This is a genomic window from Rathayibacter sp. AY2B7, assembly GCF_002931635.1.
Taxonomy (GTDB): domain Bacteria; phylum Actinomycetota; class Actinomycetes; order Actinomycetales; family Microbacteriaceae; genus Rathayibacter.
Map to the genome: position 1 here is coordinate 1 of NZ_PSUC01000060.1, position 21,272 is coordinate 21,272.

Genomic DNA, 21,272 nt, shown 5'->3' on the forward strand with positions numbered 1-21,272 from the left:
GCCGCCCCCTCCCGGCCCGCTCCCGTCGCCGATTCGGCCTTCGTGAGCGACGGGATGCGCATCGCCGGTGCGTGGGCCTGGCGCGTCCTCGTCGTGGTTGCGGCGCTCGCGGTGCTGGTGCTGCTCGTCATCGAGCTGCGGCTGATCGTCATCCCGCTCCTGCTCGCGATCGTGATCGCCGCCCTGCTCGTGCCGTTCTCGAGCTTCCTCCAGCGCCACCGCTGGCCCAAGTGGGCGGCCGTCGTCCTGGCGGAGCTGGGGATCGTCGTGGTGATCGGCGGGCTCCTCTTCCTCGTCGTCACCCAGGTCTACTCCGGCTTCGACGACCTCAGCCGGCAGACCGTGCAGTCCTACGACGACTTCAAGGCCTTCCTCCTCGAGTCGCCGCTCCACCTCACCGAGACCGACATCAACCAGTACGCGCAGCAGGCGCTCACGGCCCTGCAGCAGGACTCGGGGATGCTGGTCAGCGGCGCGCTCAGCGTCGGCTCGACCGTCGGCCACCTGCTGACGGGCGTGCTGCTCACCCTCTTCTCGACGCTGTTCATCCTCATCGACGGGCCGAACATCTGGAGCTGGGTCGTCCGCCTCTTCCCGCGCCGCGCCCGCGGAGCCGTCGACGGCGCCGGTCGCGCAGGCTGGGTGACGCTGACCAACTTCGTGAAGGTGCAGATCCTGGTCGCCTTCGTCGACGCGGTCGGCATCGGCCTCGGCTCCTTCCTCCTCGGCGTCCCGCTGGCCATCCCGATCGGCGTGCTCGTCTTCCTCGGCTCCTTCGTGCCGGTCATCGGCGCCGTGGTGACGGGGGCGCTGGCCGTCTTCATCGCGCTGGTCTACAACGGGCCGCTGATCGCGCTCTTCCTGCTGATCGTCGTCCTCGCGGTGCAGCAGCTCGAGGGCCACATCCTCCAGCCGCTGATCATGGGGTCGGCGGTCAAGGTCCACCCGCTGGCCGTGGTGCTCGCGGTGGCCGGAGGCTCGATCATCGGCGGCATCGCCGGCGCCTTCTTCGCGGTGCCCGTCGTGGCCACGCTCAACGTCATGGTCAAGTACATCGCGAGCGGAGCCTGGCGCTCGCCGACCCGAACCCCCGAGAGAGTTGCCGCAGAGCATGCAGACTAGCCGCGTCGTCGGACCCGCCCTCCACGAGTTCGAGGCGGCCCGCGCCGTCCTCGCCCCCGTCATCGCCGCCACCCCCATGGAGACGAGCACCTTCCTCGCGCAGGTCCTCGGCTCGCCCGTGTTCCTCAAGTGCGAGAACCTCCAGCGCACCGGCTCCTACAAGATCCGCGGAGCGGTGTTCCGGATGTCGCGGCTCACCCCGGAGGAGCGGGCCCGCGGAGTCGTGGCGGCCTCGGCCGGCAACCACGCGCAGGGCGTCGCCTACGCGGCGCGGGAGCTGGGGATCAAGGCCACGATCTTCATGCCGATCGGCGTCGCGCTGCCCAAGCTCGCGGCCACCCGCGACTACGGCGCGGACGTGGTGCTGAGCGGGCACATCTTCAACGAGGCGCTCGCGGCGGCGGCGGAGTTCGCCGAGCGCACGGGCGCGGTCTTCGTTCCTCCCTACGACCACCCCGACGTGATCACCGGCCAGGGCACGGTCGGCCTCGAGATCCTCGAGCAGGCCCCCGCCGTCGAGACCATCGTGGTGCCCATCGGCGGAGGCGGCCTCATCGCCGGGGTCGCCTCGGCGGCCAAGCAGAAGGCGGCCGAGGAGGGGCGCACTCTCCGTGTCATCGGCGTGCAGGCGGCCAACGCGGCACCGTACCCGCTCTCGCTCGCGAGCGGCGAGCCGACCGCGATCACGATCTCTCCGACGATCGCCGACGGCATCGCCGTGGCGAAGCCGGGGCAGCTGAACTTCGCGATCGTCCGCGAGATGGTGGACGAGGTCGTCACCGTCGAGGACGACGACATCGCCCGGGCCCTGCTGGTGCTGCTGGAGCGGGCGAAGCTCGTGGTGGAGCCCGCGGGCGCGGTGGGCATCGCGGCGATCCTGACGGGGAAGATCCGCGACGCCGGAGCGACCGCGGTCATCCTGTCGGGCGGCAACATCGATCCGCTGATGATGGAGCGGGTGATCAGCCGGGGCCTGGCCGCGTCGGAGCGCTACCTCAAGATGAGCATCGGGCTGCCGGATCGTCCGGGGCAGCTGTCGCGCATCGCGGAGCTCATCTCGGAGGCGAACGCGAACGTGGTCGAGGTGCTGCACACCCGGCACGGCCGGGGCCTGCAGATCAGCGAGGTCGAGATCGAGATCAGCGTCGAGACCCGCGGCCCCGAGCACGCCGACCGCGTCATCCAGGTCCTCACCGACGCCGGCTACGCCCCCCGCATCTCGCGCAACTGACCGCTTATGGGCGCCGCGTCCGCGATCCCGTCGCGACTCCGGCGCCCACGGTCCGGGGAAGGCGGTTCGTCCGTCGCGGCGTTCCCGGTACAGCGGGGAAGAAGCCGATCACGGTGATCTCGCGTCCTCTGCCCTCGCCGCGAAGCCGGCGCCCCCCGTCCGAAGAGGGGTGAAGGCGCGTCGCGGTGTTCTCCGCCAAGCGGAGGAGAAAGCCGGTTCCGGCGCTCTCGCGTCCTCCGCCGTCGCCGCGAAGCCGGCGCCCCGCTCCCGTCTGGAGAGGGCTGATCGTGCGTCGCGGCGTTCTCCGCAAGGCGGAGGAGGAAGCCGGTACCGGCGTTATCGCGCCCTACGCTGTCGCCGCGAAGCCGGCGCCCCCTGTCTGGAGAGGGCTGATCGTGCGTCGCGGCGTTCTCCGCAAGGCGGAGGAGGAAGCGATACCGGCGTTATCGCGCCCTACGCTGTCGCCGCGAAGCCGGCGCCCCCTGTCTGGAGAGGGCTGATCGTGCGTCGCGGCGTTCTCCGCAAGGCGGAGGAGGAAGCGATACCGGCGGTATCGCGCCCGACGACAACGCCGCGGAGAGCGCCGCGACGTGCGATCAGTGGCCGGACCAGGTCTCGACGTTGGCGACGCGGACCTCGATCTCCCGCCCGTTGGGTGCCGTGAAGCGGGCGGTGTCGCCGACGTTCAGGCCCATGATCGCCGATCCGAGGGGGCTCTGGGGGCTGTAGACGTCGAGGTCGCTCTCGCCCGCCATCTCGCGGTTGCCGAGGAGGAAGCGGGACTCGTCGCCGGCGATCTCGGCGGTGATGATGGTGCCGGCCTCGACGACTCCGTGGCTCTCGGGGGGCGTGCCGATCTCGGCTTCGCGGAGGAGGGAGGTCAGCTGGCGGATGCGGGCCTCGATCTTGCCCTGCTCGTCCTTCGCGGCGTGGTAGCCGCCGTTCTCCTTCAGGTCGCCCTCCTCGCGGGCGACCTCGATGCGCTTGGCGATCTCTTCGCGTCCGTTGGTGGACAGCTCGGTGAGCTCCGCCTCGAGGCGGTCGTACGACTCCTGGGTCATCCAGGTCACCTGTGACTGGTCGGCCATGGTGGGCTCCTGCTCTGCGGGCCGCGCTCGCGGCGCCCGGCAGCACCGTGCGGAGGTGTCCGCGTCCGGCGGTGGGGACGGCCGGCGTCAGGCGGCGGTGGGAATGGCGAGGCCCCGACGAGTCCGTCAGGGCTTCGGGCAAGCCTACGGGAGCCAGCAGGAGGAGATCAAACCTGTGTTCGCGAGCTCGGTGGTGCGGACCGTCTCCGTGTAGGAGCGGAAGCGCTCCGTCGAGGCGGGGTACTCCACGACCAGCCAGCCGACCACGGCGGACTGCTCGTTGAGGGCCTGGACCGCGCAGGCGACCTCGCGGCCGACGGGCGCGGTGAGGTCGAAGGAGACGGTGACGGTGCGGTCGTCCACGACCTGGTGCGCGGTGTCCTGGACGTCCACCCCGCCGCGTGCTCCGTCGAGTCCGGCCCAGACGACCCAGGCGGCGAAGACGGCGACGAAGGCGAGCGCGACGCCGCCGAAGAGCCAGCGGTTCCCGCGGCGGGTGCGCGTCGTGCGGCCGTAGCGGGTGGCGAGGGGTCCAGCGGCGCGGACGGCGTCCGGATCGAGTGCGGGCGCGGCGGCTCCCTCGACGCTCTCGGACGTGCGGGCGGCCACGGAACTCCCTGGGTGATGCGTCTACTCTGGTCGGGTGGCGCGCGTCCTTCGCGGACGGGAGCGCCGATCCCATTAAACCCCGAGGAATCGAGCGATCGTGTCCCAGGCCGTCGAGGTCTCCGTCGATTCGGAGGTGCGGGACACCCCGCGCCTCCTCGCCGTGCACGCCCACCCTGACGACGAGTCGAGCAAGGGCGCGGCGACGCTGGCCGCCTACGCCTCGCGGGGCGCCGAGGTCATGGTGGTCTCCTGCACCGGAGGCGAGGCCGGCTCCGTGCTGAACGAGGGCCTCGAGGCCCGCGCGCACGCCGAGCGCGACATCGGCGGCCTCCGCCGGTACGAGATGGCGGCCGCTCGCGAGGCGCTCGGCGTCGAGCACGCCTGGCTCGGCTTCGTCGACTCCGGCATGCCCGAGGACGGGAAGGTCGACGCCGCGTCGTTCGCGGGCCTGCCGCTCGCCACGGCCGCCGCTCCGCTCGTGCGCCTGGTCCGCCGGTTCCGGCCGCACGTGATCATCAGCTACGACGAGAACGGCGGCTACCCGCACCCCGACCACATCCGCGCCCACCAGGTCGCCGTCGAGGCGTACCGCGCGGCGGGCCTCGCCGAGGAGTACCGGGGCACGGGCGCTCCGTGGTCGATCTCGAAGCTGTACTACGACCGCGTCTTCAGCGGCCAGAAGCTGCGGGCGATCGCCGAGCACCTGCGCTCGATCGACCCGGAGGACCCGCGCCTGTCGGTCTTCGAGGAGATGAAGCGCTGGAACGAGGACACCCCGTACCTCGCGACCACGCGGGTCGTGATCTCCGGCTTCCACGATCGGCGCGATGCGGCCCTGCTCGCCCACGCCAGCCAGGTCGCTCCGGACAACGCCTTCTTCTTCCTCCCGCACGAGGCGATCGACGCCGCCTGGCCGACCGACGACTTCCAGCTCGTCGAGAGCCGGGTCGACGCGCCGACGCCCGAGACGGATCTCTTCGCCGGTCTCGACCTGGCCGAGCTCGCCCCGGGCCCGACCGCGGTCGTCCCGCCGATCGCTCCCGACCCCGAGCCCTCGGGGGACGCCCCGGTGTCCCCGGAGCCCGACGGCTCCGGCGTCGTCGTCGCCGACGAGGTGCGCGCGTGATCGCCGGGCTGCTCGAGGGCGCCCAGCGCGCCGTCGTCCTCACCTCCACGACGGTGCCGACCCCGGGTCCCGAGTTCAACGAGGACACGGTCACGCCGGGCCTCTTCGGCTTCATCACGATGCTCGTGATCGCTCTGGCCGCCGTCCTCCTCGCGCTCGACATGGTCCGGCGCGTGCGGCGCACCACCTACACCGCCCAGGTGAAGGAGCGGCTCGACGCCGAGGAGGCGGAGCGCAGCGAGGGCTGAGCCCGGCCCGCAGCGGTGGGCCCGGGGTCGCTAGGCGTTGTACGCGGGGTGGAGCGAGACGATCAGCGCCGCCGTCCAGTGGCAGAGGAACGCCACGGCAGTGAGCGCGTGGAAGATCTCGTGGAAGCCGAAGACGCCCGGGACCGGGTTGGGCTTCTTGATCCCGTAGATCACAGCTCCGGCGGAGTAGCAGAGCCCGCCGACGAGGACGAGCACCATCATCGTCGCGCTGGCCTCGAAGAGCGGTCCGAGGTACATCACGGCCGCCCAGCCCAGCAGCAGGTAGAGCGGCACGTAGAGCCAGCGCGGCGCCCCGATCCAGAAGACGCGGAAGCCGATCCCGAGCAGCGCCCCCGCCCAGACCAGGACCAGCAGGAGCGTGCCCTGCGCGGGCGGCAGGGCGAGCACGGCCAGCGGCGTGTAGGTGCCGGCGATCAGCAGGAAGATGTTGGCGTGGTCGATCCGCTTGAGGATCATCTTCGTCCGCGGCTTCCAGTCGAAGCGGTGGTACAGAGCGGAGTTGCCGAAGAGCAGGAGCGACGTGGTCGCGAACACCGCGGCCGCCCACTTCGCCGCGGTCCCCTCCGCGACCACGATCAGCACCACTCCGGCGACGATCGCGAGCGGGAAGAGGCCGGCGTGGATCCAGCCGCGCCAGGTGGGCCGGACCTCCGCCGAGGAGTCGTGCTCGATCGCGTCCTCGACGAGGGGGAGGGCGGGCAGGTCCGGGCCGTCCGCTCCGACGGCGTCTCCGCCGCGGTCGGTGCGGGCGCGGGGATCGGACGGGGGAGGCGTCGGCCGCTGGCTCATGCCGGACAGACTACGACGCCGTCCCGGGCCGACGCCGAGCGCCGCCGGGCTTCGAGGAGCGCCCCGGGTCGACTACCGTGTCACTGTGCCGAAGCCGAGACTGCCTGTGGGAAGGGACCTCCTCTACGGCGTCTACAAGAAGCGCCTCCGCTCGAGCCTTCCTCCCGACTCCCTGCCGAACCACGTCGCGATGATCATCGACGGCAACCGGCGCTGGGCGCGGCAGCGGGCCCTCGAGACCGCCGCGCACGGCCACCGGGCCGGCGCCGCCAAGGTGCACGAGTTCCTGCAGTGGTGCGACGAGCTCGGCGTGCGCCACGTCACCCTCTACCTGCTCTCGCAGGACAACCTCGTCGGCCGCGACAGCAGCGAGCTGACCGAGCTGATCGCGATCATCGCCGACCTCGCCGAGGAGGTCTCGCAGCAGCCCGACTGGCGCGTGCAGCACGTCGGTTCCGACGAGGGCCTCCCGCCCTCGCTCGTGGCCGCGCTCGACACGGCGGAGGCGCGCACCGCCTCCCACACGGGCCTGCACGTCAACCTCGCGGTCGGCTACGGCGGGCGGCACGAGATCGCCCAGGCCGTGCGGAGCATCCTGGAGGAGCACGGCAAGCGCGGCTCCTCCATCGAGGACGTCGCGGGCCTGCTGACCCCGGAGCTCATCGGCGAGCACCTGTACACCAGCGGGCAGCCCGACCCCGATCTGGTCATCCGCACCTCGGGGGAGCAGCGCCTCTCCGACTTCATGCTCTGGCAGAGCGCGCACAGCGAGTTCTACTTCATGGAGGCGCTCGGCCCCGACATCCGCGAGGTCGACTTCCTCCGCGCGCTCCGCGACTACGCCGGACGGCACCGCCGCTTCGGCAGCTGACCTCGCGGCTCCTGCCGCACCACCGACCGGAAGGGCCGGCATGAGCTCGAACGAGGCCACCTCCACTACGACCGAGGACTACCTCGCCGGTTTCGGCGAGGAGACCGGGTACCTCGACTTCGGCCGGGTGGGCCCGCTCTCGGCGACCGTCGCCGCCGAGCAGGAGGCGGCCGTCGAGCTGCTGGTGCGCGCGCGCAGCGGCACCCTCGACGAGCTGTTCCGGCAGGACGAGCGCGTCCGGGGGGCGGCGGCGGCGCTCGTGCGCGTCCCCGCCGACAGCGTCGTCTTCCAGCCCAACACCTCGACCGGCCTCCTGCACGCGCTGTTCGGCGCCTCGGGCGCGGTGCTGCTGTCGGCCGCGGAGTTCCCGAGCCTGCCGTTCGCGACGGTGCGCTCGGCGCAGGCTCTCGGCTCGGTGGAGCCCCGCTGGCTGCGGACCGAGCAGGGACGGGTGACGCCGGAGGCGGTCCGCGAGCAGCTCACGGACGACGTGACGACCGTCGCGGTGAGCCTGGTCGACTCCCGCACGGGCTACCTCGCGGACGTCGCGGCGATCCGCGACGTGATCGGCGACCGGATGCTCGTCCTCGACGCGATCCAGGGCTTCGGCGTCGTTGACGCGCCCTACGAGCTGGCGGACGTGGTCGTCACCGGCGGCCAGAAGTGGCTCCGCGCCGGCTGGGGGACGGGCTTCCTCGCGCTCAGCGAGCGGGCGCTGTCGCGGCTGACCCCGGTGCTCTCGGGCTGGACGGGATCGGAGCAGGCGGAGCCGTGGGACGAGGTGGCTCCGCCGCGCGGCGACGCCCGCGCCTTCAGCATCAGCAACCCGGACCCGATCGCCCAGGCCCGGCTCGCGTCGGCGCTGGAGGAGGTCGCCGCGGTCGGGCAGTCGACGATCGCCGCGCTCGTGGCGGAGCGGGTCAGCGCGATCGTCGACCTCGCGGACGAGTTCGGACTGGCGGTCGTGGGCTCCCGCGGCGAGCACGAGCGCGCCGGCATCGTGGTCGTCGAGCCGGAGCCGGAGGAGCTGGCCCCGCTGGCAGCCTCCCTCGCCGCGCACGGCGTCACCGCGCGCCTGCGTCCGAGCACCGTCCGCTTCAGCGCGCACGCCGGCACCACCGACGCGACCCTCGCGCTGCTCCGCGCCGCCCTGATCTCGTCGGCCACGAGCATCGACTACTAGGCCGGATTCCGCGCGTTCACACACTGGTTACACATTCGTAGCGGTGAGAAGCACACGGATGTCATTCGCCGGGTTAGGTTCGAGTCATCAGGTACAGCGCCTGGTCGAGACGGCCACAGAAGTACGGCTCGACATCGCGCAGACGCCGAAGGGACACTGCGCGGTGCACGACACGCACCGATGAGGCCGGCTCGAGGACATGAGCCGGGGGCTCCGGCCCCCGGAGTGTGGAGAGTCGTCGTGACAGTTCCCCAGGGCATGGATCCGCAGACCGGGACGCAGGGCGGCGTCCACCGCCGTGTCCAGCACGGCTCCTCGGATCCGGCCGATCAGCTCCTCCGCACCTACGTCCTGGACACCTCGGTGCTGCTGTCGGATCCCTCCTCGATGTTCCGGTTCGCGGAGCACGCCGTCGTGCTGCCGATCGTCGTCATCAGCGAGCTCGAGGGCAAGCGCAACGATCCCGAGATCGGCTACTTCGCCCGGCAGGCCCTGCGCCGCCTCGACGAGCTGCGCGTGCAGCACGAGCGCCTCGACTTCCCCATCGCCGTCGGCCGGGGCGGCACGCTCCGTGTCGAGCTCAACCACTCGAACATGTCGGTGCTGCCGAGCGGGCTCCAGATGGGCGACAACGACGCGAGGATCCTCGCCGTCGCGCTCAACCTGCAGAGCGAGGGCGCCGCGGTCACCGTCGTGTCCAAGGACATGCCGATGCGCGTGAAGGCCGCCTCCATCGGCCTCGCCGCGGAGGAGTACCTGGCCGAGCAGGCCCCCGAGTCCGGCTGGACCGGCATGGACGACGTGACGCTCGGCGGCGACGCGATGAGCGAGCTCTACGACCGCGAGCGGCTCTTCACGGACGTCGTGGCCGACATCCCGGTCAACACCGGACTCGTCGTCCACTCCGACCGCGGCTCCGCTCTCGCGAGGGTCACCGGCAAGCGGCAGATCACGCTGGTCCGCGGCGACAAGGACGTGTTCGGCCTGCACGGGCGCTCGGCGGAGCAGCGGCTCGCGATCGACCTGCTGCTCGACCCGGAGGTCGGCATCGTCTCGCTCGGCGGCCGGGCCGGCACCGGCAAGTCGGCGCTGGCGCTCTGCGCGGGCCTGGAGGCGGTGCTGGAGAAGCGCCAGCACAAGAAGATCATGGTCTTCCGGCCGCTCTACGCGGTGGGCGGCCAGGACCTCGGCTTCCTGCCCGGCGACGCGGCCGAGAAGATGAACCCCTGGGCGCAGGCGGTCTTCGACACGCTCGGGGCGCTGGTGTCGCAGAACGTGCTCGACGAGGTGATCGAGCGCGGGATGCTCGAGGTGCTGCCGCTCACGCACATCCGCGGGCGCTCGCTGCACGACGCGTTCGTGATCGTCGACGAGGCGCAGTCGCTGGAGCGGAACGTCCTGCTCACGGTGCTCTCGCGGGTCGGGCAGAACTCCCGGGTGGTGCTGACCCACGACGTGGCGCAGCGCGACAACCTGCGGGTCGGCCGGCACGACGGGGTCGCCTCCGTGATCGAGACGCTGAAGGGCCACCCGCTGTTCGCGCACGTCACGCTGACCCGCTCGGAGCGCTCGGCGATCGCCGCTCTGGTCACCGAGATGCTGGAGTCGAACGAGCTCGCCTGACGGGCTCGCCGTGCGTCCGGCCCGTGGGAGCCGAGGATCCCCGGGCCGGGCGCGTCCCTGCAGGGCACCGGGGCGTAGCGTGGACAGGTGAGCATCCTCGACGATGCGCTCCTGGAGCGCTTCCGCACCCGCGCGGCCGACTACGACGAGCGCAACGCGTTCTGCGCGGACGACCTGGAGGAGCTGCGCTCGATCGGGTACCTGGCGCTGCTCGTCCCCGAGGAGCTCGGCGGTGCCGGCCTCGGCCTGGAGCAGGCGGCCGCCGAGCAGACGCGCCTCGCGACGGCCGCGCCCGCGACCGCGCTCGCCGTCAACATGCACCTGGTCTGGACCGGGATCGCGCGACTCCTGCTCGAGCGGGGCGACGACTCCCTCCGCTCGGTTCTCGTCGACGCCGCGGCGGGTCACGTCTTCGCCTTCGGCAACAGCGAGGCGGGCAACGACCTCGTGCTCTCGGACTCGCTGACGCGGGCGGAGCCGCTCGGGGACGGCGCCTACCGCTTCACCGGCACGAAGGTCTTCACCTCCCTCGCGCCCGCCTGGACGCGGCTCGGCGTGTTCGGCCGCGACGACAGCGGGTCGGAGCCGCGGCTCGTGCACGGCTTCGTGCACCGTGAGAGCCCGGAGTCTCCGGTTGCCGGGCTCGAGGTCCGCGACGACTGGGACACGCTCGGCATGCGGGCGACCCAGAGCCGCACGACGGTGCTCGACGGCGTCGTCGTCCCGGCCGAGCGGATGATCCGCTCGCTGCCCGTCGGACCGACCGCCGACCCCTTCGTCTTCGCCGTCTTCGCGGCCTTCGAGCTGCTGATCTCCTCGGTCTACCTCGGTGTCGCGCAGCGCGCGCTCGAGCTCGCCGTCGTCTCCGTCCGCCGACGGACCTCCCTCCGGGCGGGAGGGCGGCCACTGGCGGAGGACCCCGAGGTGCGGCACCGGGCGGCTGAGGCGGGGATGCTGCTCGACGGGCTCGAGGCGCCCCTGCGCTCGGCGGCGGCCGACGTGGACGCGCTCGTCGACCGCGGCGCGCGCTGGTTCCCCTCGCTGGTCGGGGTGAAGATCCGCACCACGGAGGGAGCGCTCCGCGTGGTCGAGAGTGCCGTCCGGATCGCGGGCGGGTCGGCGTACCAGCGCAGGTCGGAGCTCGGCCGCCTCTACCGCGACGTGCTCGCCGGGCAGTTCCACCCCTCCGACGACGCGTCGGCGCACGGCGCCTGGGCGTCGCTCCTGCTGGGACCGCTGCCACCGCGCGACTGAGGCCGGGCTGGGACCCGCCGCCGCCCGAGCACGCCGGCGGGCCGCCCTGTGGAGAACTCCGACGCCCCGCGGGCGTCGCACCCTAGTCTCGGCGGATGCTCCGCGGATCTCTGCTCGACCGGGCCGCCCTGCTCCTCGGCGCCCTGGCGCTCCTCCTGATCGGGGGCCCGCACCTCGGTCGGGCGCCCGGCCTCGTCCCAGTGGCGCTCGCGAGCGTGCCGCTGGTGCTGGCGGACGTGCGCGGGCACCGGCTCCCGAATGCGGTCACGCTCCCGCTGCTGATGGTCGGAGCCGTCCTCGCGCCCACGGAGGGGACGCTTGTCGCCGTCCTCGCGACGGTGCTGTGCCTGGGCGTGCTGCACGTGGCGGGCGGGCTGGGCCTCGGCGACGTGAAGCTCCAGGCGGCCCTCGCACCGCCGCTCGCGGCTCTCGGACCCGAGCACGTCGTCGCCGCGCCCGCTGTCGGCTTCGCGGTGGCCGGGCTGTGGGTGCTCGTGCTGCGCGTCCGCGGGCGGGTCGCGTTCGGACCGTTCCTGCTCGCGGGGTTCTGGCTGGTGCTCTGACGGCCCGCCTCCGCGCCGAGCGCAGGGACGGGCCGTCGGAGGGCCGGGCTCAGCCGGGGCGGGTCATCGACATGACGTCGAGAGCGCTGTCGAGCTGCTCCTCCGTCACCTCGCCGCGCTCGACGAAGCCGAGGTCCACGACCGACTCGCGGACGGTGATCCCCTTGGCGACCGAGTTCTTCGCGACCTTGGCGGCGGCCTCGTAGCCGATCACCTTGTTGAGCGGGGTGACGATCGAGGGGGAGGACTCGGCGAGGGCGCGGGCGTGCTCGACGTCGGCCTCGAGGCCGTCGACGGTCTTGTCGGCGAGCAGCACGGCGGAGTTCGCGAGCAGGCGGATCGACTCCAGCAGCGCCGTCCCCATGACGGGGATCGCGACGTTGAGCTCGAAGGCACCGGAGGCGCCTGCCCAGGCGATGGTGGCGTCGTTGCCGATCACGCGCGCGCAGACCATGAGGACGGCCTCCGGGATCACCGGGTTCACCTTGCCGGGCATGATCGAGGATCCGGGCTGGAGGTCGGGGATCCGCAGCTCTCCGAGGCCGGTGTTGGGGCCGGAGCCCATCCAGCGGAGGTCGTTGTTGATCTTGGTCAGGCTCACCGCGAGCACGCGCAGCGCTCCGGAGGCCTCGACCAGCGAGTCCCGCGCGCCCTGGGCCTCGAAGTGGTTGCGGGCCTCGGTGACGGGCAGGCCCGTCTCCTCCGCGAGGCGCGCGATGACCTTCTGCGGGAAGCCGGCGGGGGTGTTGATCCCGGTGCCGACCGCGGTGCCGCCGAGCGGGACCTCGGCGACGCGGGGGAGCGCCGACTGCACGCGCTCGATGCCGAGGCGGATCTGCGCGGCGTAGCCGCCGAACTCCTGGCCGAGCGTGACCGGGGTGGCGTCCATCAGGTGGGTGCGGCCGGCCTTGACGACCTCGGCCCACTGCTCCGCCTTGACCTCGAGCGACTCGGCGAGCTGCTCGAGCGAGGGGATCAGCGACTCGATCAGCGCGCCGGTGACGGCGACGTGGACCGAGGTGGGGAACACGTCGTTGGAGGACTGCGAGGCGTTGACGTGGTCGTTCGGGTGCACGGTGCGGCCGAGGGCCGTGGTCGCCAGCGAGCCCAGCACCTCGTTCATGTTCATGTTCGAGGACGTGCCCGAGCCGGTCTGGTAGACGTCGATCGGGAAGTGCGCGTCGTAGCCGCCCCCGACGACGAGGTCGGCCGCGTCGGCGATCGCCGTGGCGATGTCGGCGTCGAGCACGCCCAGCTCGGCGTTGGCCAGCGCTGCCGCCTTCTTGATGCGGGCGAGGGCCGCGATCTGGGCCGGCTCGAGGCCCGCACCGGAGATCGGGAAGTTCTCGACCGCCCGCTGGGTCTGCGCGGCGTAGAGGGCGTCGCGGGGGACCCGCACCTCGCCCATCGTGTCGTGCTCGATGCGGAAGTCGCCGGAGTCGTCGGTCGGGGAGTGGTCCACCACGCTGTGTTCGTCCTTGTCTGATCGGTTGGTGCTGTGCTGTCCGGAGCCGCTCACGCGGGATCCGATCCCACCGCGCTCGGAGCGGCGGCGGAGGAGGCCGAGCCGGAGTCGCGCTCCAGCTCGGAGACGTAGGGGCTGAGCTCGGGCGGATCGATGCCGAGCACGACATCGGACATCACGGTGCCGTCCGAGAGCCGGTAGTTGGCGCCCACGAGGGCGAGCCGCCCGGTCGCGACAGCGTCGGCGATCAGCGGGGAGCGCTGGAGCAGCTCGGCGACCGTGTCGCGCAGGTGCTCGCGGCCGACGGCCAGCGCGTCGGTCGCCGACGGGTCGACGAGGACGCGGCCGTCCGGCTGGGCGCCCACGAGGCGGCGCACCGCGGGGATGATCGGTTCGATCAGGTGCTCGATGTGCGGGGGGAGCCGCTCGGCGCCGGGCGCCTGCGACTGGATCGCCGCCCGGACCGCTCCGCACTCGTCGTGGCCGAGCACGAGCAGCACCTTCACGCCGAGGACGGCGACACCGTACTCCAGCGAGCCGATGATGGAGTCCGCGATCACCTGGCCGGCGTTGCGGACGACGAAGAGGTCGCCGAGCCCCAGGTCGAAGATGATCTCGGCCGCGAGGCGGGAGTCGCTGCAGCCGAAGAGCGCGGCGAGCGGGGCCTGCGCGGCGGCGAGCTCGGCGCGGCGCTCGACGTCCTGGCGGGGGTGGCGGGGCTCGCCGGCGACGAAGCGCTGGTTGCCGCGGAGCATCTCCTTCCAGACCCACGCCGGCGGGCGGGACTCGCGGGGGACGGTGCTGCTGGTTCCGAGGCTCATCGGGACTCCTCCTGGCCGATCTGCGGGGTGATGGCGTCGACGACCAGGCGGATCTCGTCCGTCGGGGCCGTGCCGTAGACGAGGTAGGTGCTGGAGCCCTCCGTCGTCTCGAGTGCGTAGGGCGTGTTGCCGGTGTCGTCGCCGGAGTCGCGGTGGTCGTAGACGGTCCAGTCGCGGCCGTCGATCGTCTCGACGCCGGTCGCCGCCCGGCGGTCGAGCTGCGTCGCGACCCAGGCCGCGTCCGCGTCGAGCCCCTGGCTCAGGCCGATGTAGCCCGCCTTCGGGGTGATCAGGCCGACGTACCAGTAGTCGGTGCCGTTCTCGCGGCGGAGCTCGGCCGCGTTGGCCTTCCAGTCCTCGGGCAGGGAGGGCACGGCGAGCGTCTGCTCCTCGCCCAGCTGGACCTGCGCGGCGACGCGGGGGACATCGACCGAGGAGAGCTCCACGGTGTCGCCGCGGGGGACGAGCAGGACGATGAGCGCCACGGCGCCGACGGTCGCGAGCAGCGAGAAGACGAGGTTGTTGACCGTCTTGCGCTGACGGTAGAGCCGGGAGTTCTCGGCCTTGCGTGCCGCCGTTTCGGCGGCCGTCTCCGGGCGCCCGAGCTCGGCGACGACCCGCGCGGACTTCGCGCGGCTCATCCGGCGGCCGCCCCTCCGGAGCGGGCCGCGTCCAGCCGGGCGCGTGCTCCGATCAGCCACTCCTCGCAGCGGGCGGCGAGGGCCTCGCCGCGCTCCCACAGGGCGAGCGAGCGCTCGAGGGTGGAGCTGCCCTGCTCGAGCTCGGACACGACGCGGACGAGCTCGTCGCGCGCCTGCTCGTAGGAGAATCCCGAGACGTCGGAGTCGGTCGCCGGGGCGTCGGGGGAGTCGGGCATGGGTCTGATCCTATCGATCGGGGCTGAGGGGGGACGGGTGGCGCGGCGGGCTCAGGACCGGCCGGCGGGATCGCCGGTAGGCCCCTCGGAGCGGGCGCCGACGGCCCCCTCCGCGAGCGTGAGGACGAGTGCGCCGCCGGCCGGCGCGTCACCGGGTGCCCGGACGACGTGCCCGGCCGCGTTCTGGACGATCGCGTAGCCGCGGTCGAGGGTGTGCTGGGGGGAGAGGGCGCGCAGGTGGCCGTGCAGGCGCTCGACCTCGAGGTGCGCGCGCTCGAGGCGGCGGTCCACCAGCTCGGCGCCGCGCGCGACCCAGCGGGTCAGCTCCTCGGAGTGCCGGTCGACCAGCACGTGCGGCTGGGCGAGCACCGGCCGCGAGCGCAGCTGCGAGAGCCGGTCGATCTCGTGCGAGACGAGCCCGCTCACGCGGCCGGTCATCCGCAGCCGGGCCTGCTGCACGCGCAGCAGCTCGTCGGAGACGTCGGGCACGACCCTCTTCGCGGCGTCGGTGGGAGTGGAGGCGCGCAGGTCGGCGACGTCGTCGAGCAGCGGGCGGTCGGCCTCGTGGCCGATCGCGCTGACGACCGGAGTGGAGCAGGCGGCGACGGCGCGCACGAGCGCCTCGTCGCTGAAGCCGAGCAGGTTCTGGAAGTCGCCGCCTCCGCGGGCGATAACGATCACGTCGATGCTGTCGTCGGCCTCGAGGGTCCGCAGGGCCGAGAGCACCTCCGGGACCGTCCGGTCGCCCTGCACGGCCGAGTGGACCACCCGGAAGCGCACCGCCGGCCAGCGCAGCTGCGCGTTCCGCAGCACGTCCTTCTCGGCGTCCGAGTCCTTGCCGGTGATGAGGCCCACGCCGTGCGGGAGGAACGGCAGCGGCTTCTTGCGGGAGGCGTCGAACAGCCCCTCCGACGCGAGCTGCCGGCGGAGCCGCTCGAGCTTCTCGAGCAGATCGCCCAGGCCGACGTGGCGCATCTCGAAGACCTGCATCGAGAGCGTGCCGCCCTTGACCCAGTAGTTGGGCTTCACCAGCGCGATGACCCGATCGCCCTGCTTGAGGTCGGCCGGGAGGCGGCTCCGCACCGACGACCAGACGGTGAAGCCGACCGTCGCGTCTCCGGACAGGTCCTTCAGCTTCCCGTAGACGTTGCCGCCGGACGCGCCCCACTGGGTGATCTCGCCCTCGACCCACGCGGTGCCGAGGCGCTCGATCCAGCCCTTGATCTTGCTGGCGAGCAGGCCGACCGGCCAGGGTGCGTCGGCGGTGGGTGGGGCGTCGGTCATCGCTGCCTCTGCTCGGAGGGACGGGGGGAGCGGGAGTGCCCTCCCGCGACGACAACGGTACGGGACGGGTCCGACACCGGGACGGCCCGGGCACAGGATGCACCACGTAGAATCAGGGGGTGAGCCAAGTCCCGATCAGCCTGCCCATGCCGCGCATGCCCCGCGCCACAGGGCGTCTGCGCGACGTCCCCGTCGAGGGCCGCAAGCGCGTCCTCCTCGCCGCGCCCCGCGGCTACTGCGCCGGAGTCGACCGCGCGGTCGTCGCCGTCGAGAAGGCCATCGAGCACTACGGTGCCCCGGTCTACGTGCGCAAGCAGATCGTGCACAACGTGCACGTCGTCTCCACGCTCGAGAGCCAGGGCGCGATCTTCGTCGACGAGGTCGACGAGGTGCCCGAGGGATCGCACATCGTCTTCAGCGCGCACGGCGTCTCACCGGCCGTCGTCCAGGGCGCGGCCGACCGCGGTCTCCAGGCGATCGACGCGACCTGCCCCCTGGTGACGAAGGTGCACCGCGAGGCCGTCCGCTTCGCGCGCGACGACTTCGAGATCCTCCTCATCGGCCACGAGGGCCACGAGGAGGTCGAGGGCACCGCGGGCGAGGCCCCCGATCACGTCACCCTCGTCGGCAGCCCCGACGACGTGCCGAACATCGTCGTGAAGGACCCGGACAAGGTCGTCTGGCTCTCGCAGACGACGCTCTCGGTCGACGAGACGATGGAGACGGTGCGCCGCCTCCGCGAGCGCTTCCCCAACCTGCAGGACCCGCCGAGCGACGACATCTGCTACGCCACGCAGAACCGCCAGGTCGCGATCAAGAAGGTCGCCGCGGGCGCCGAGCTGGTCATCGTCGTCGGCTCCGCGAACTCCTCCAACTCCGTGCGCCTCGTCGAGGTCGCCCTCGAGTACGGCGCGAAGGCCGCCTACCGGGTCGATTACGCGAGCGAGATCAAGCAGGAGTGGCTCGAGGGCATCCGCACCGTCGGCGTCACCAGCGGCGCCTCGGTGCCTGAGGTGCTCGTCCAGGAGGTCCTCGACGACCTCGCCGCCGCCGGGTACGGCGACGTCGAGGAGGTCAAGACCGCGGAGGAGGACCTGATGTTCTCGCTCCCCAAGGAGCTGCGCAAGGACGTCGCCGGCAAGCGCGACGCCCGCGGCGTCGGTGGACGCATCAGCGCGGGAGCGGGCGCCTAGAGCGTTCCGGCCCGCACACGGAAGAGGCCGCCCTCCCTCGGGAGCGGCGGCCTCTTCCGTGTCCGGTCGGACGGGGATCGACGCTAGACGTCGGTGCCCGCGCCGCCCTGCGAGCCCGACATGCGCGTGACGTACTCCGCGAACGTCGGGTCGCCCAGGATGGCGATCGCCGCGACGATCAGGGAGAGCAGCACGGTCGCCGCGATCCCGAGGATCGGGACGAGCACGGCGCGCTTGCCGGCGCGGAGCCGCCGGATCGAGATCCACACCGCGAAGGCGACGATCAGCGACTGCGCGAGCGCCACCACGACGCCGAGGATCCGTGCGAGCTCCGGCGACGCGTAGGTGCCGATGCCCTGGGAGCGGTAGAGCTCCTGGAGGGTCGTCGCGAAGCTCGAGGGGTCGAGCAGCGTCGGCACGGCGAAGAACACGCCGAGCGCGAGCAGCACGATGGTGAGCAGGCGGTCGACGGGATGCGCGACGGGCTTCGCGGCCGGAGCGGTCGCGGGCCTCGGATCGGTCTCCGACCCCCGCGGGTCGGGGACGACCACGGCGTCCTCCGGCGGCTGCCACGACCAGCCGGGCGGGGCGTACTCGCCGTACTGCGGCTCCGGACGCCTGTCGCCCGGCTGATCGTGTGCGTTCGCCACGGAGCGGTGCCCTACTTCCCGGAGTTCCCGGCCGAGCCGAGCTGACGGGTCGCCTCGGCGACGCGCGCGGCCATCGCGGTCTCGGCGATCTTGCCCCACGAGCGCGGGTCGTAGACCTTCTTGTTGCCGACCTCGCCGTCGACCTTGAGGAAGCCGTCGTAATTCTTCAGCACGGTGTCCGCGACAGAGCGGCTGAACGCGTACTGCGTGTCGGTGTCGATGTTCATCTTGACGACGCCGTTGCGGACCGCCTCGGCGATCTCCTCGTCGGTCGAGCCCGAGCCGCCGTGGAAGACGAGGTCGAGGGGGAGCGCGCCGGTGCCGTACTTCGCCTGCAGGCCGTCCTGGATCTCGCGGAGCAGCTCCGGGCGCAGGCGGACGTTGCCCGGCTTGTAGACGCCGTGGACGTTGCCGAAGGTGAGGGCGGCCATGTAGCGGCCCTGCTCGCCGAAGCCGAGGGCCTCGACGGTCGCGATCGCGTCGTCGAGCGTGGTGTAGAGGTGCTCGTTGATGTCGTGCGAGACGCCGTCCTCCTCGCCGCCGACGACACCGATCTCGACCTCGAGGATGGCGTTGATGTTCTTGACGCGCGGGAGGATCTCCTTCGCGATGGCGAGGTTCTCGTCGAGCGGGATCGCGGAGCCGTCCCACATGTGGGACTGGAACAGCGGCTCGCGACCGGCCTTGACCTCCTCCTCGGAGGCGGCGATCAGCGGGTAGACGAAGCCCTCGAGCGCGTTCTGCGGGCAGTGATCGGTGTGGAGCGCGACCGTGACCGGGTAGTTCTTGGCGACCTCGGTCGCGAACCTCGCGAAGGCGATCGCGCCGGCCGCGCGGTTCTTCACGGTGTGGCCCGCGAAGTAGTCCGCGCCTCCGGTGGTGACCTGGATGATGCCGTCCGAGCCCGCCTCGGTGAGGCCCTGGAGGACCGCGTTGATCGTCTGCGACGACGAGACGTTGAACGCCGGGTAGGCGAAGCCGCCCGCCTTCGCCTTGTCGAGCATCTCTGCGTACTGGTCCGGGGTAGCGACGGGCATGGCATCTCCTTTGACGGATGAACGAGGGGGGGGGTCGGGCGAGGCCCGCGTCGCGGACGAGTCTAGCGAGGCGCCCCTCCGCGGTCCCTCCGCCCGTGGAGGGCCCTGGACTAGGCTTCGGGCAGGGATGGGGATCCGCTCCGCGGGTCCTGCGACGACGTGCACGAACTCGACGACGAAGGACTCCGCTCTGTGATCGACAACGAATCGCTCTACCTCCACCCCGACCGCAACCTCGGCATGGAGCTCGTCCGCGCCACCGAGGCCGCCGCGATCCGTGCCGTGCCCTTCATCGGCAAGGGCGACAAGAACGCCGCCGACGGCGCAGCGGTCGACGCCATGCGCACCTTCCTCGGGACCGTGAACTTCGACGGAGTCGTCGTGATCGGCGAGGGCGAGAAGGACAACGCGCCCATGCTCTTCAACGGCGAGCACGTCGGCAACGGCTCGGGGCCCGCCGCCGACATCGCCGTCGACCCGATCGACGGCACCTCGCTGACCGCCGCCGGGCGCCAGAACGCGCTCTCGATGATCGCCGTCGCCGACCGCGGCGCGATGTTCGACCCCTCCGCCGTGTTCTACATGGAGAAGATCGTCACCGGGCCCGAGGGCGTCGGGATCATCGACATCCAGCGCCCGATCGGCGAGAACATCCGCGCCCTGGCCCGCGCCAAGCGCAAGCCCGTCGAGGAGATGCGCATCGCGGTGCTGGACCGCCCGCGCCACGCTCAGCTGATCGAGGACATCCGCGCGGCCGGAGCCGGCACGCGCCTCCTGCTCGACGGCGACGTCGCGGGTGGCATCAACGCCGCTCGCCACGACTCCCGACTCGACATGTGCGTCGGCACCGGAGGCACGCCCGAGGGCATCATCACGGCCTGCGCCATCCGCGCGCTCGGCGGAGTGATCCAGGGCATCCTCCGCCCGAAGGACGACGACGAGCGCCAGCGCGCCATCGACGCCGGCCACGACCTCGATCGCGTCCTCCACGCCAACGACCTCGTCCGCAGCGACAACACCTACTTCGTCGCGACCGGAGTGACGAACGGCGGGCTCGTGAAGGGCGTGCGCAAGGAGGGCCACGTCATCACGACGGAGTCCATCGTGCTGCGCTCCCGCTCGGGCACCATCCGCCGCGTGACCGCCCAGCACCTCGCGGAGAAGTGGGTCTAGGCCGTCACTCTCTCTCAGAGACGCCGCACTGCTGCCGAGGCGCCGTCCCGCCGACGGCGCCTCGGCGAGAGCGGTGGCGTCTCGGCGTGTGATGGGCGATAGAACGTCGGCCTCGATCATCACCAGGTGAGCGGGCGGAGCCGCGGCGGGTCTCGATGCGCGTCGCGGGCGCTACTCCGCCGAGCCGCGGAGGTGGAGCGCCGTCGCGAGCTGCGGTCGTCCGGGTGTCGAGCCGGATGGACGGCGCCGCCCGCGCGCGGCCTTCGCGCCCGGTGATCGCTCAACGGGGGACCGGGGACCCTACGCGCTCCGCTCGGACTCGTCGTCCGCGGCGAGCAGCTCGACGGCGGTGAGGCGGCGCGGCGAGGAGGCGACTCCTCCGACCGGGGCGATGACGCGCGACTCGTCGAGGGAGTCGAACTGGCGCGCGGTGACCAGCACGCGGCTCTCGAGCGAGCCGGCGAAGGCGTTGTAGGAGTCGACCGTCTTCTCGAGCGAGCGGCGCAGGCCCTCGGCGTGGTCGGCGAGGGTGCCGAGACGGGCGTAGAGCGTCTTGCCGAGGTCGAGCAGGCGCTTGGCGTCGTCGGTGAGCACGTTCTGCTGCCAGGTGTAGGCGACGGTCTTCAGCACCGACCACAGGGTCACCGGCGAGGCGAGGGCGACGCGCTTGCGGAACGCGTACTCGAGCAGGCTCGGGTCGGCGTCGAGCGCGCTCGCGAGCAGCGGCTCGCTCGGCACGAACGCGATGACGAACTCGGGGCTCGCCGGGAGCCCGGTCCAGTAAGAGCGGGCGGCCAGCGCGTCCACGTGGCCGCGGAGGGCGCGGACGTGCGCGCGCAGGAGCCCCGCGCGCCGCGCCTCCTCCTCTCCGCCGGCGCCCGCGGGGATCGCGCTCGCCTCCAGGTACGCGTCGAACGGCACTTTGGCGTCCACCGCGATCGCCTTGCCGCCGGGCAGGCGGACCACCATGTCGGCGCGGCCGCGGCCCGCCTCGCCCTCGAGCCCGAACTGCACGTCGAAGTCGACCCGCTGGGTGAGCCCGGC

General features: G+C 72.3%; 22 protein-coding genes. 11 read left to right on the plus strand and 11 right to left on the minus strand.

The genetic code is table 11. The features are described from left to right. Positions 1-1,122: AI-2E family transporter (locus tag C5C27_RS10805; protein ID WP_258066636.1), on the plus strand; the 1,122-nt coding region annotated here is incomplete at its 5' end. Next, positions 1,112-2,353 (plus strand): threonine ammonia-lyase, encoded by a 1,242-nt coding sequence (gene ilvA / locus C5C27_RS10810; protein ID WP_104224429.1) that lies wholly within the window; start codon positions 1,112-1,114, stop codon positions 2,351-2,353. The genes C5C27_RS10805 and ilvA, both read left to right, overlap by 11 nt. A 596-nt stretch (positions 2,354-2,949) precedes the next feature. Here ilvA and greA read toward each other — a convergent pair. After that, entirely contained in the window at positions 2,950-3,441 is a 492-nt protein-coding gene (gene greA, locus C5C27_RS10815) for a transcription elongation factor GreA (RefSeq protein ID WP_104225519.1), read from the minus strand. 144 nt (positions 3,442-3,585) lie between these two features. Then, a complete protein-coding gene (locus C5C27_RS10820; protein WP_104224427.1) occupies positions 3,586-4,050 on the minus strand; it encodes a DUF4307 domain-containing protein in 465 nt (154 codons plus the stop codon). 97 nt (positions 4,051-4,147) lie between these two features. Between C5C27_RS10820 and mca the strand changes: the two genes are divergently transcribed. Together mca and C5C27_RS10830 are read left to right on the plus strand one after the other, a co-directional pair. Continuing rightward, entirely contained in the window at positions 4,148-5,176 is a 1,029-nt protein-coding gene (gene mca, locus C5C27_RS10825; RefSeq protein WP_244229458.1) for a mycothiol conjugate amidase Mca, read from the plus strand. Then, on the plus strand, positions 5,173-5,424 hold the full coding sequence (locus tag C5C27_RS10830) for a hypothetical protein (RefSeq protein WP_258066638.1): 252 nt from the start codon (positions 5,173-5,175) through the stop codon (positions 5,422-5,424). Before mca ends, C5C27_RS10830 begins: the two co-directional genes overlap by 4 nt. A 30-nt stretch (positions 5,425-5,454) precedes the next feature. Here C5C27_RS10830 and C5C27_RS10835 read toward each other — a convergent pair whose 3' ends face one another. Beyond that, entirely contained in the window at positions 5,455-6,234 is a 780-nt protein-coding gene (locus C5C27_RS10835) for a hemolysin III family protein (RefSeq protein WP_104268443.1), read from the minus strand. Between the two features lie 106 nt (positions 6,235-6,340). Here C5C27_RS10835 and C5C27_RS10840 point away from each other — a divergent pair, with 106 nt between their 5' ends. From C5C27_RS10840 to C5C27_RS10860, 5 genes are all read left to right on the plus strand, one after another. Further along, entirely contained in the window at positions 6,341-7,105 is a 765-nt protein-coding gene (locus tag C5C27_RS10840) for an isoprenyl transferase (RefSeq protein WP_279630826.1), read from the plus strand. Positions 7,106-7,145: 40 nt separating this feature from the next. After that, positions 7,146-8,288, plus strand: a complete 1,143-nt coding sequence (locus tag C5C27_RS10845) for an aminotransferase class V-fold PLP-dependent enzyme (protein ID WP_104314377.1) — start codon at positions 7,146-7,148, stop codon at positions 8,286-8,288. 258 nt (positions 8,289-8,546) lie between these two features. Then, entirely contained in the window at positions 8,547-9,911 is a 1,365-nt protein-coding gene (locus C5C27_RS10850; protein WP_104224423.1) for a PhoH family protein, read from the plus strand. A gap of 87 nt (positions 9,912-9,998) precedes the next feature. Beyond that, a complete protein-coding gene (locus tag C5C27_RS10855) occupies positions 9,999-11,165 on the plus strand; it encodes an acyl-CoA dehydrogenase family protein (RefSeq protein WP_104314378.1) in 1,167 nt (388 codons plus the stop codon). A gap of 95 nt (positions 11,166-11,260) precedes the next feature. Continuing rightward, positions 11,261-11,728 (plus strand): prepilin peptidase, encoded by a 468-nt coding sequence (locus C5C27_RS10860; RefSeq protein ID WP_104314379.1) that lies wholly within the window; start codon positions 11,261-11,263, stop codon positions 11,726-11,728. A 49-nt stretch (positions 11,729-11,777) separates the two neighbouring features. Here C5C27_RS10860 and C5C27_RS10865 read toward each other — a convergent pair whose 3' ends face one another. Genes C5C27_RS10865 through xseA form a run of 5 tightly spaced genes read right to left on the minus strand, consistent with a single transcriptional unit; the run spans position 11,778 to position 16,175 of the window. Beyond that, complete coding sequence (locus C5C27_RS10865; RefSeq protein WP_104237526.1) at positions 11,778-13,193, minus strand: aspartate ammonia-lyase; 1,416 nt, start codon at positions 13,191-13,193, stop codon at positions 11,778-11,780. Between the two features lie 50 nt (positions 13,194-13,243). Next, the gene (locus tag C5C27_RS10870; protein WP_208543312.1) at positions 13,244-14,014 is read right to left on the minus strand and encodes a carbonic anhydrase; all 771 of its coding nucleotides are present in this window, start codon (positions 14,012-14,014) and stop codon (positions 13,244-13,246) included. Continuing rightward, on the minus strand, positions 14,011-14,655 hold the full coding sequence (locus tag C5C27_RS10875; RefSeq protein ID WP_104314380.1) for a DUF4245 domain-containing protein: 645 nt from the start codon (positions 14,653-14,655) through the stop codon (positions 14,011-14,013). Before C5C27_RS10875 ends, C5C27_RS10870 begins: the two co-directional genes overlap by 4 nt. Beyond that, complete coding sequence (locus tag C5C27_RS10880) at positions 14,652-14,891, minus strand: exodeoxyribonuclease VII small subunit (protein WP_104224418.1); 240 nt, start codon at positions 14,889-14,891, stop codon at positions 14,652-14,654. The genes C5C27_RS10875 and C5C27_RS10880 overlap by 4 nt, the downstream gene beginning before the upstream one ends. Before the next feature lie 51 nt (positions 14,892-14,942). Continuing rightward, positions 14,943-16,175, minus strand: coding sequence for an exodeoxyribonuclease VII large subunit (gene xseA / locus C5C27_RS10885; RefSeq protein WP_104224417.1), 1,233 nt, complete (start codon positions 16,173-16,175; stop codon positions 14,943-14,945). Positions 16,176-16,321: 146 nt separating this feature from the next. Between xseA and C5C27_RS10890 the strand changes: the two genes are divergently transcribed. Next, entirely contained in the window at positions 16,322-17,368 is a 1,047-nt protein-coding gene (locus C5C27_RS10890; protein WP_104225527.1) for a 4-hydroxy-3-methylbut-2-enyl diphosphate reductase, read from the plus strand. A gap of 83 nt (positions 17,369-17,451) precedes the next feature. Here the strand turns inward: C5C27_RS10890 and C5C27_RS10895 are convergent, their stop codons facing one another. Beyond that, on the minus strand, positions 17,452-18,018 hold the full coding sequence (locus tag C5C27_RS10895) for a DUF6264 family protein (protein ID WP_104314381.1): 567 nt from the start codon (positions 18,016-18,018) through the stop codon (positions 17,452-17,454). Between the two features lie 11 nt (positions 18,019-18,029). After that, positions 18,030-19,055, minus strand: a complete 1,026-nt coding sequence (gene fbaA / locus C5C27_RS10900) for a class II fructose-bisphosphate aldolase (protein WP_104224414.1) — start codon at positions 19,053-19,055, stop codon at positions 18,030-18,032. A 240-nt stretch (positions 19,056-19,295) separates the two neighbouring features. Between fbaA and glpX the strand changes: the two genes are divergently transcribed. Then, a complete protein-coding gene (gene glpX / locus C5C27_RS10905) occupies positions 19,296-20,228 on the plus strand; it encodes a class II fructose-bisphosphatase (RefSeq protein ID WP_097165697.1) in 933 nt (310 codons plus the stop codon). A 300-nt stretch (positions 20,229-20,528) separates the two neighbouring features. On the opposite strand, the gene C5C27_RS10910 is transcribed toward glpX, so the two are convergent. Further along, positions 20,529-21,272, minus strand: a 744-nt coding sequence (locus tag C5C27_RS10910; RefSeq protein WP_146079663.1) for a DNA recombination protein RmuC, incomplete at its 5' end; no start/stop codon positions are given.

What these genes read in the sequence shown, in the direction of transcription:
- ilvA (WP_104224429.1), top strand. Translation starts at nt 1,112, where the DNA reads ATGCAGACTAGCCGCGTCGTCGGACCCGCCCTCCACGAGTTCGAGGCG.
- greA (WP_104225519.1), bottom strand. Translation starts at nt 3,441, where the DNA reads ATGGCCGACCAGTCACAGGTGACCTGGATGACCCAGGAGTCGTACGAC.
- C5C27_RS10835 (WP_104268443.1), bottom strand. Translation starts at nt 6,234, where the DNA reads ATGAGCCAGCGGCCGACGCCTCCCCCGTCCGATCCCCGCGCCCGCACC.
- C5C27_RS10845 (WP_104314377.1), top strand. Translation starts at nt 7,146, where the DNA reads ATGAGCTCGAACGAGGCCACCTCCACTACGACCGAGGACTACCTCGCC.
- C5C27_RS10850 (WP_104224423.1), top strand. Translation starts at nt 8,547, where the DNA reads ATGGATCCGCAGACCGGGACGCAGGGCGGCGTCCACCGCCGTGTCCAG.
- C5C27_RS10860 (WP_104314379.1), top strand. Translation starts at nt 11,261, where the DNA reads ATGCTCCGCGGATCTCTGCTCGACCGGGCCGCCCTGCTCCTCGGCGCC.
- C5C27_RS10870 (WP_208543312.1), bottom strand. Translation starts at nt 14,014, where the DNA reads ATGAGCCTCGGAACCAGCAGCACCGTCCCCCGCGAGTCCCGCCCGCCG.
- C5C27_RS10875 (WP_104314380.1), bottom strand. Translation starts at nt 14,655, where the DNA reads ATGAGCCGCGCGAAGTCCGCGCGGGTCGTCGCCGAGCTCGGGCGCCCG.
- C5C27_RS10880 (WP_104224418.1), bottom strand. Translation starts at nt 14,891, where the DNA reads ATGCCCGACTCCCCCGACGCCCCGGCGACCGACTCCGACGTCTCGGGA.
- xseA (WP_104224417.1), bottom strand. Translation starts at nt 16,175, where the DNA reads ATGACCGACGCCCCACCCACCGCCGACGCACCCTGGCCGGTCGGCCTG.
- C5C27_RS10890 (WP_104225527.1), top strand. Translation starts at nt 16,322, where the DNA reads ATGCCGCGCATGCCCCGCGCCACAGGGCGTCTGCGCGACGTCCCCGTC.
- fbaA (WP_104224414.1), bottom strand. Translation starts at nt 19,055, where the DNA reads ATGCCCGTCGCTACCCCGGACCAGTACGCAGAGATGCTCGACAAGGCG.
- glpX (WP_097165697.1), top strand. Translation starts at nt 19,296, where the DNA reads ATGGAGCTCGTCCGCGCCACCGAGGCCGCCGCGATCCGTGCCGTGCCC.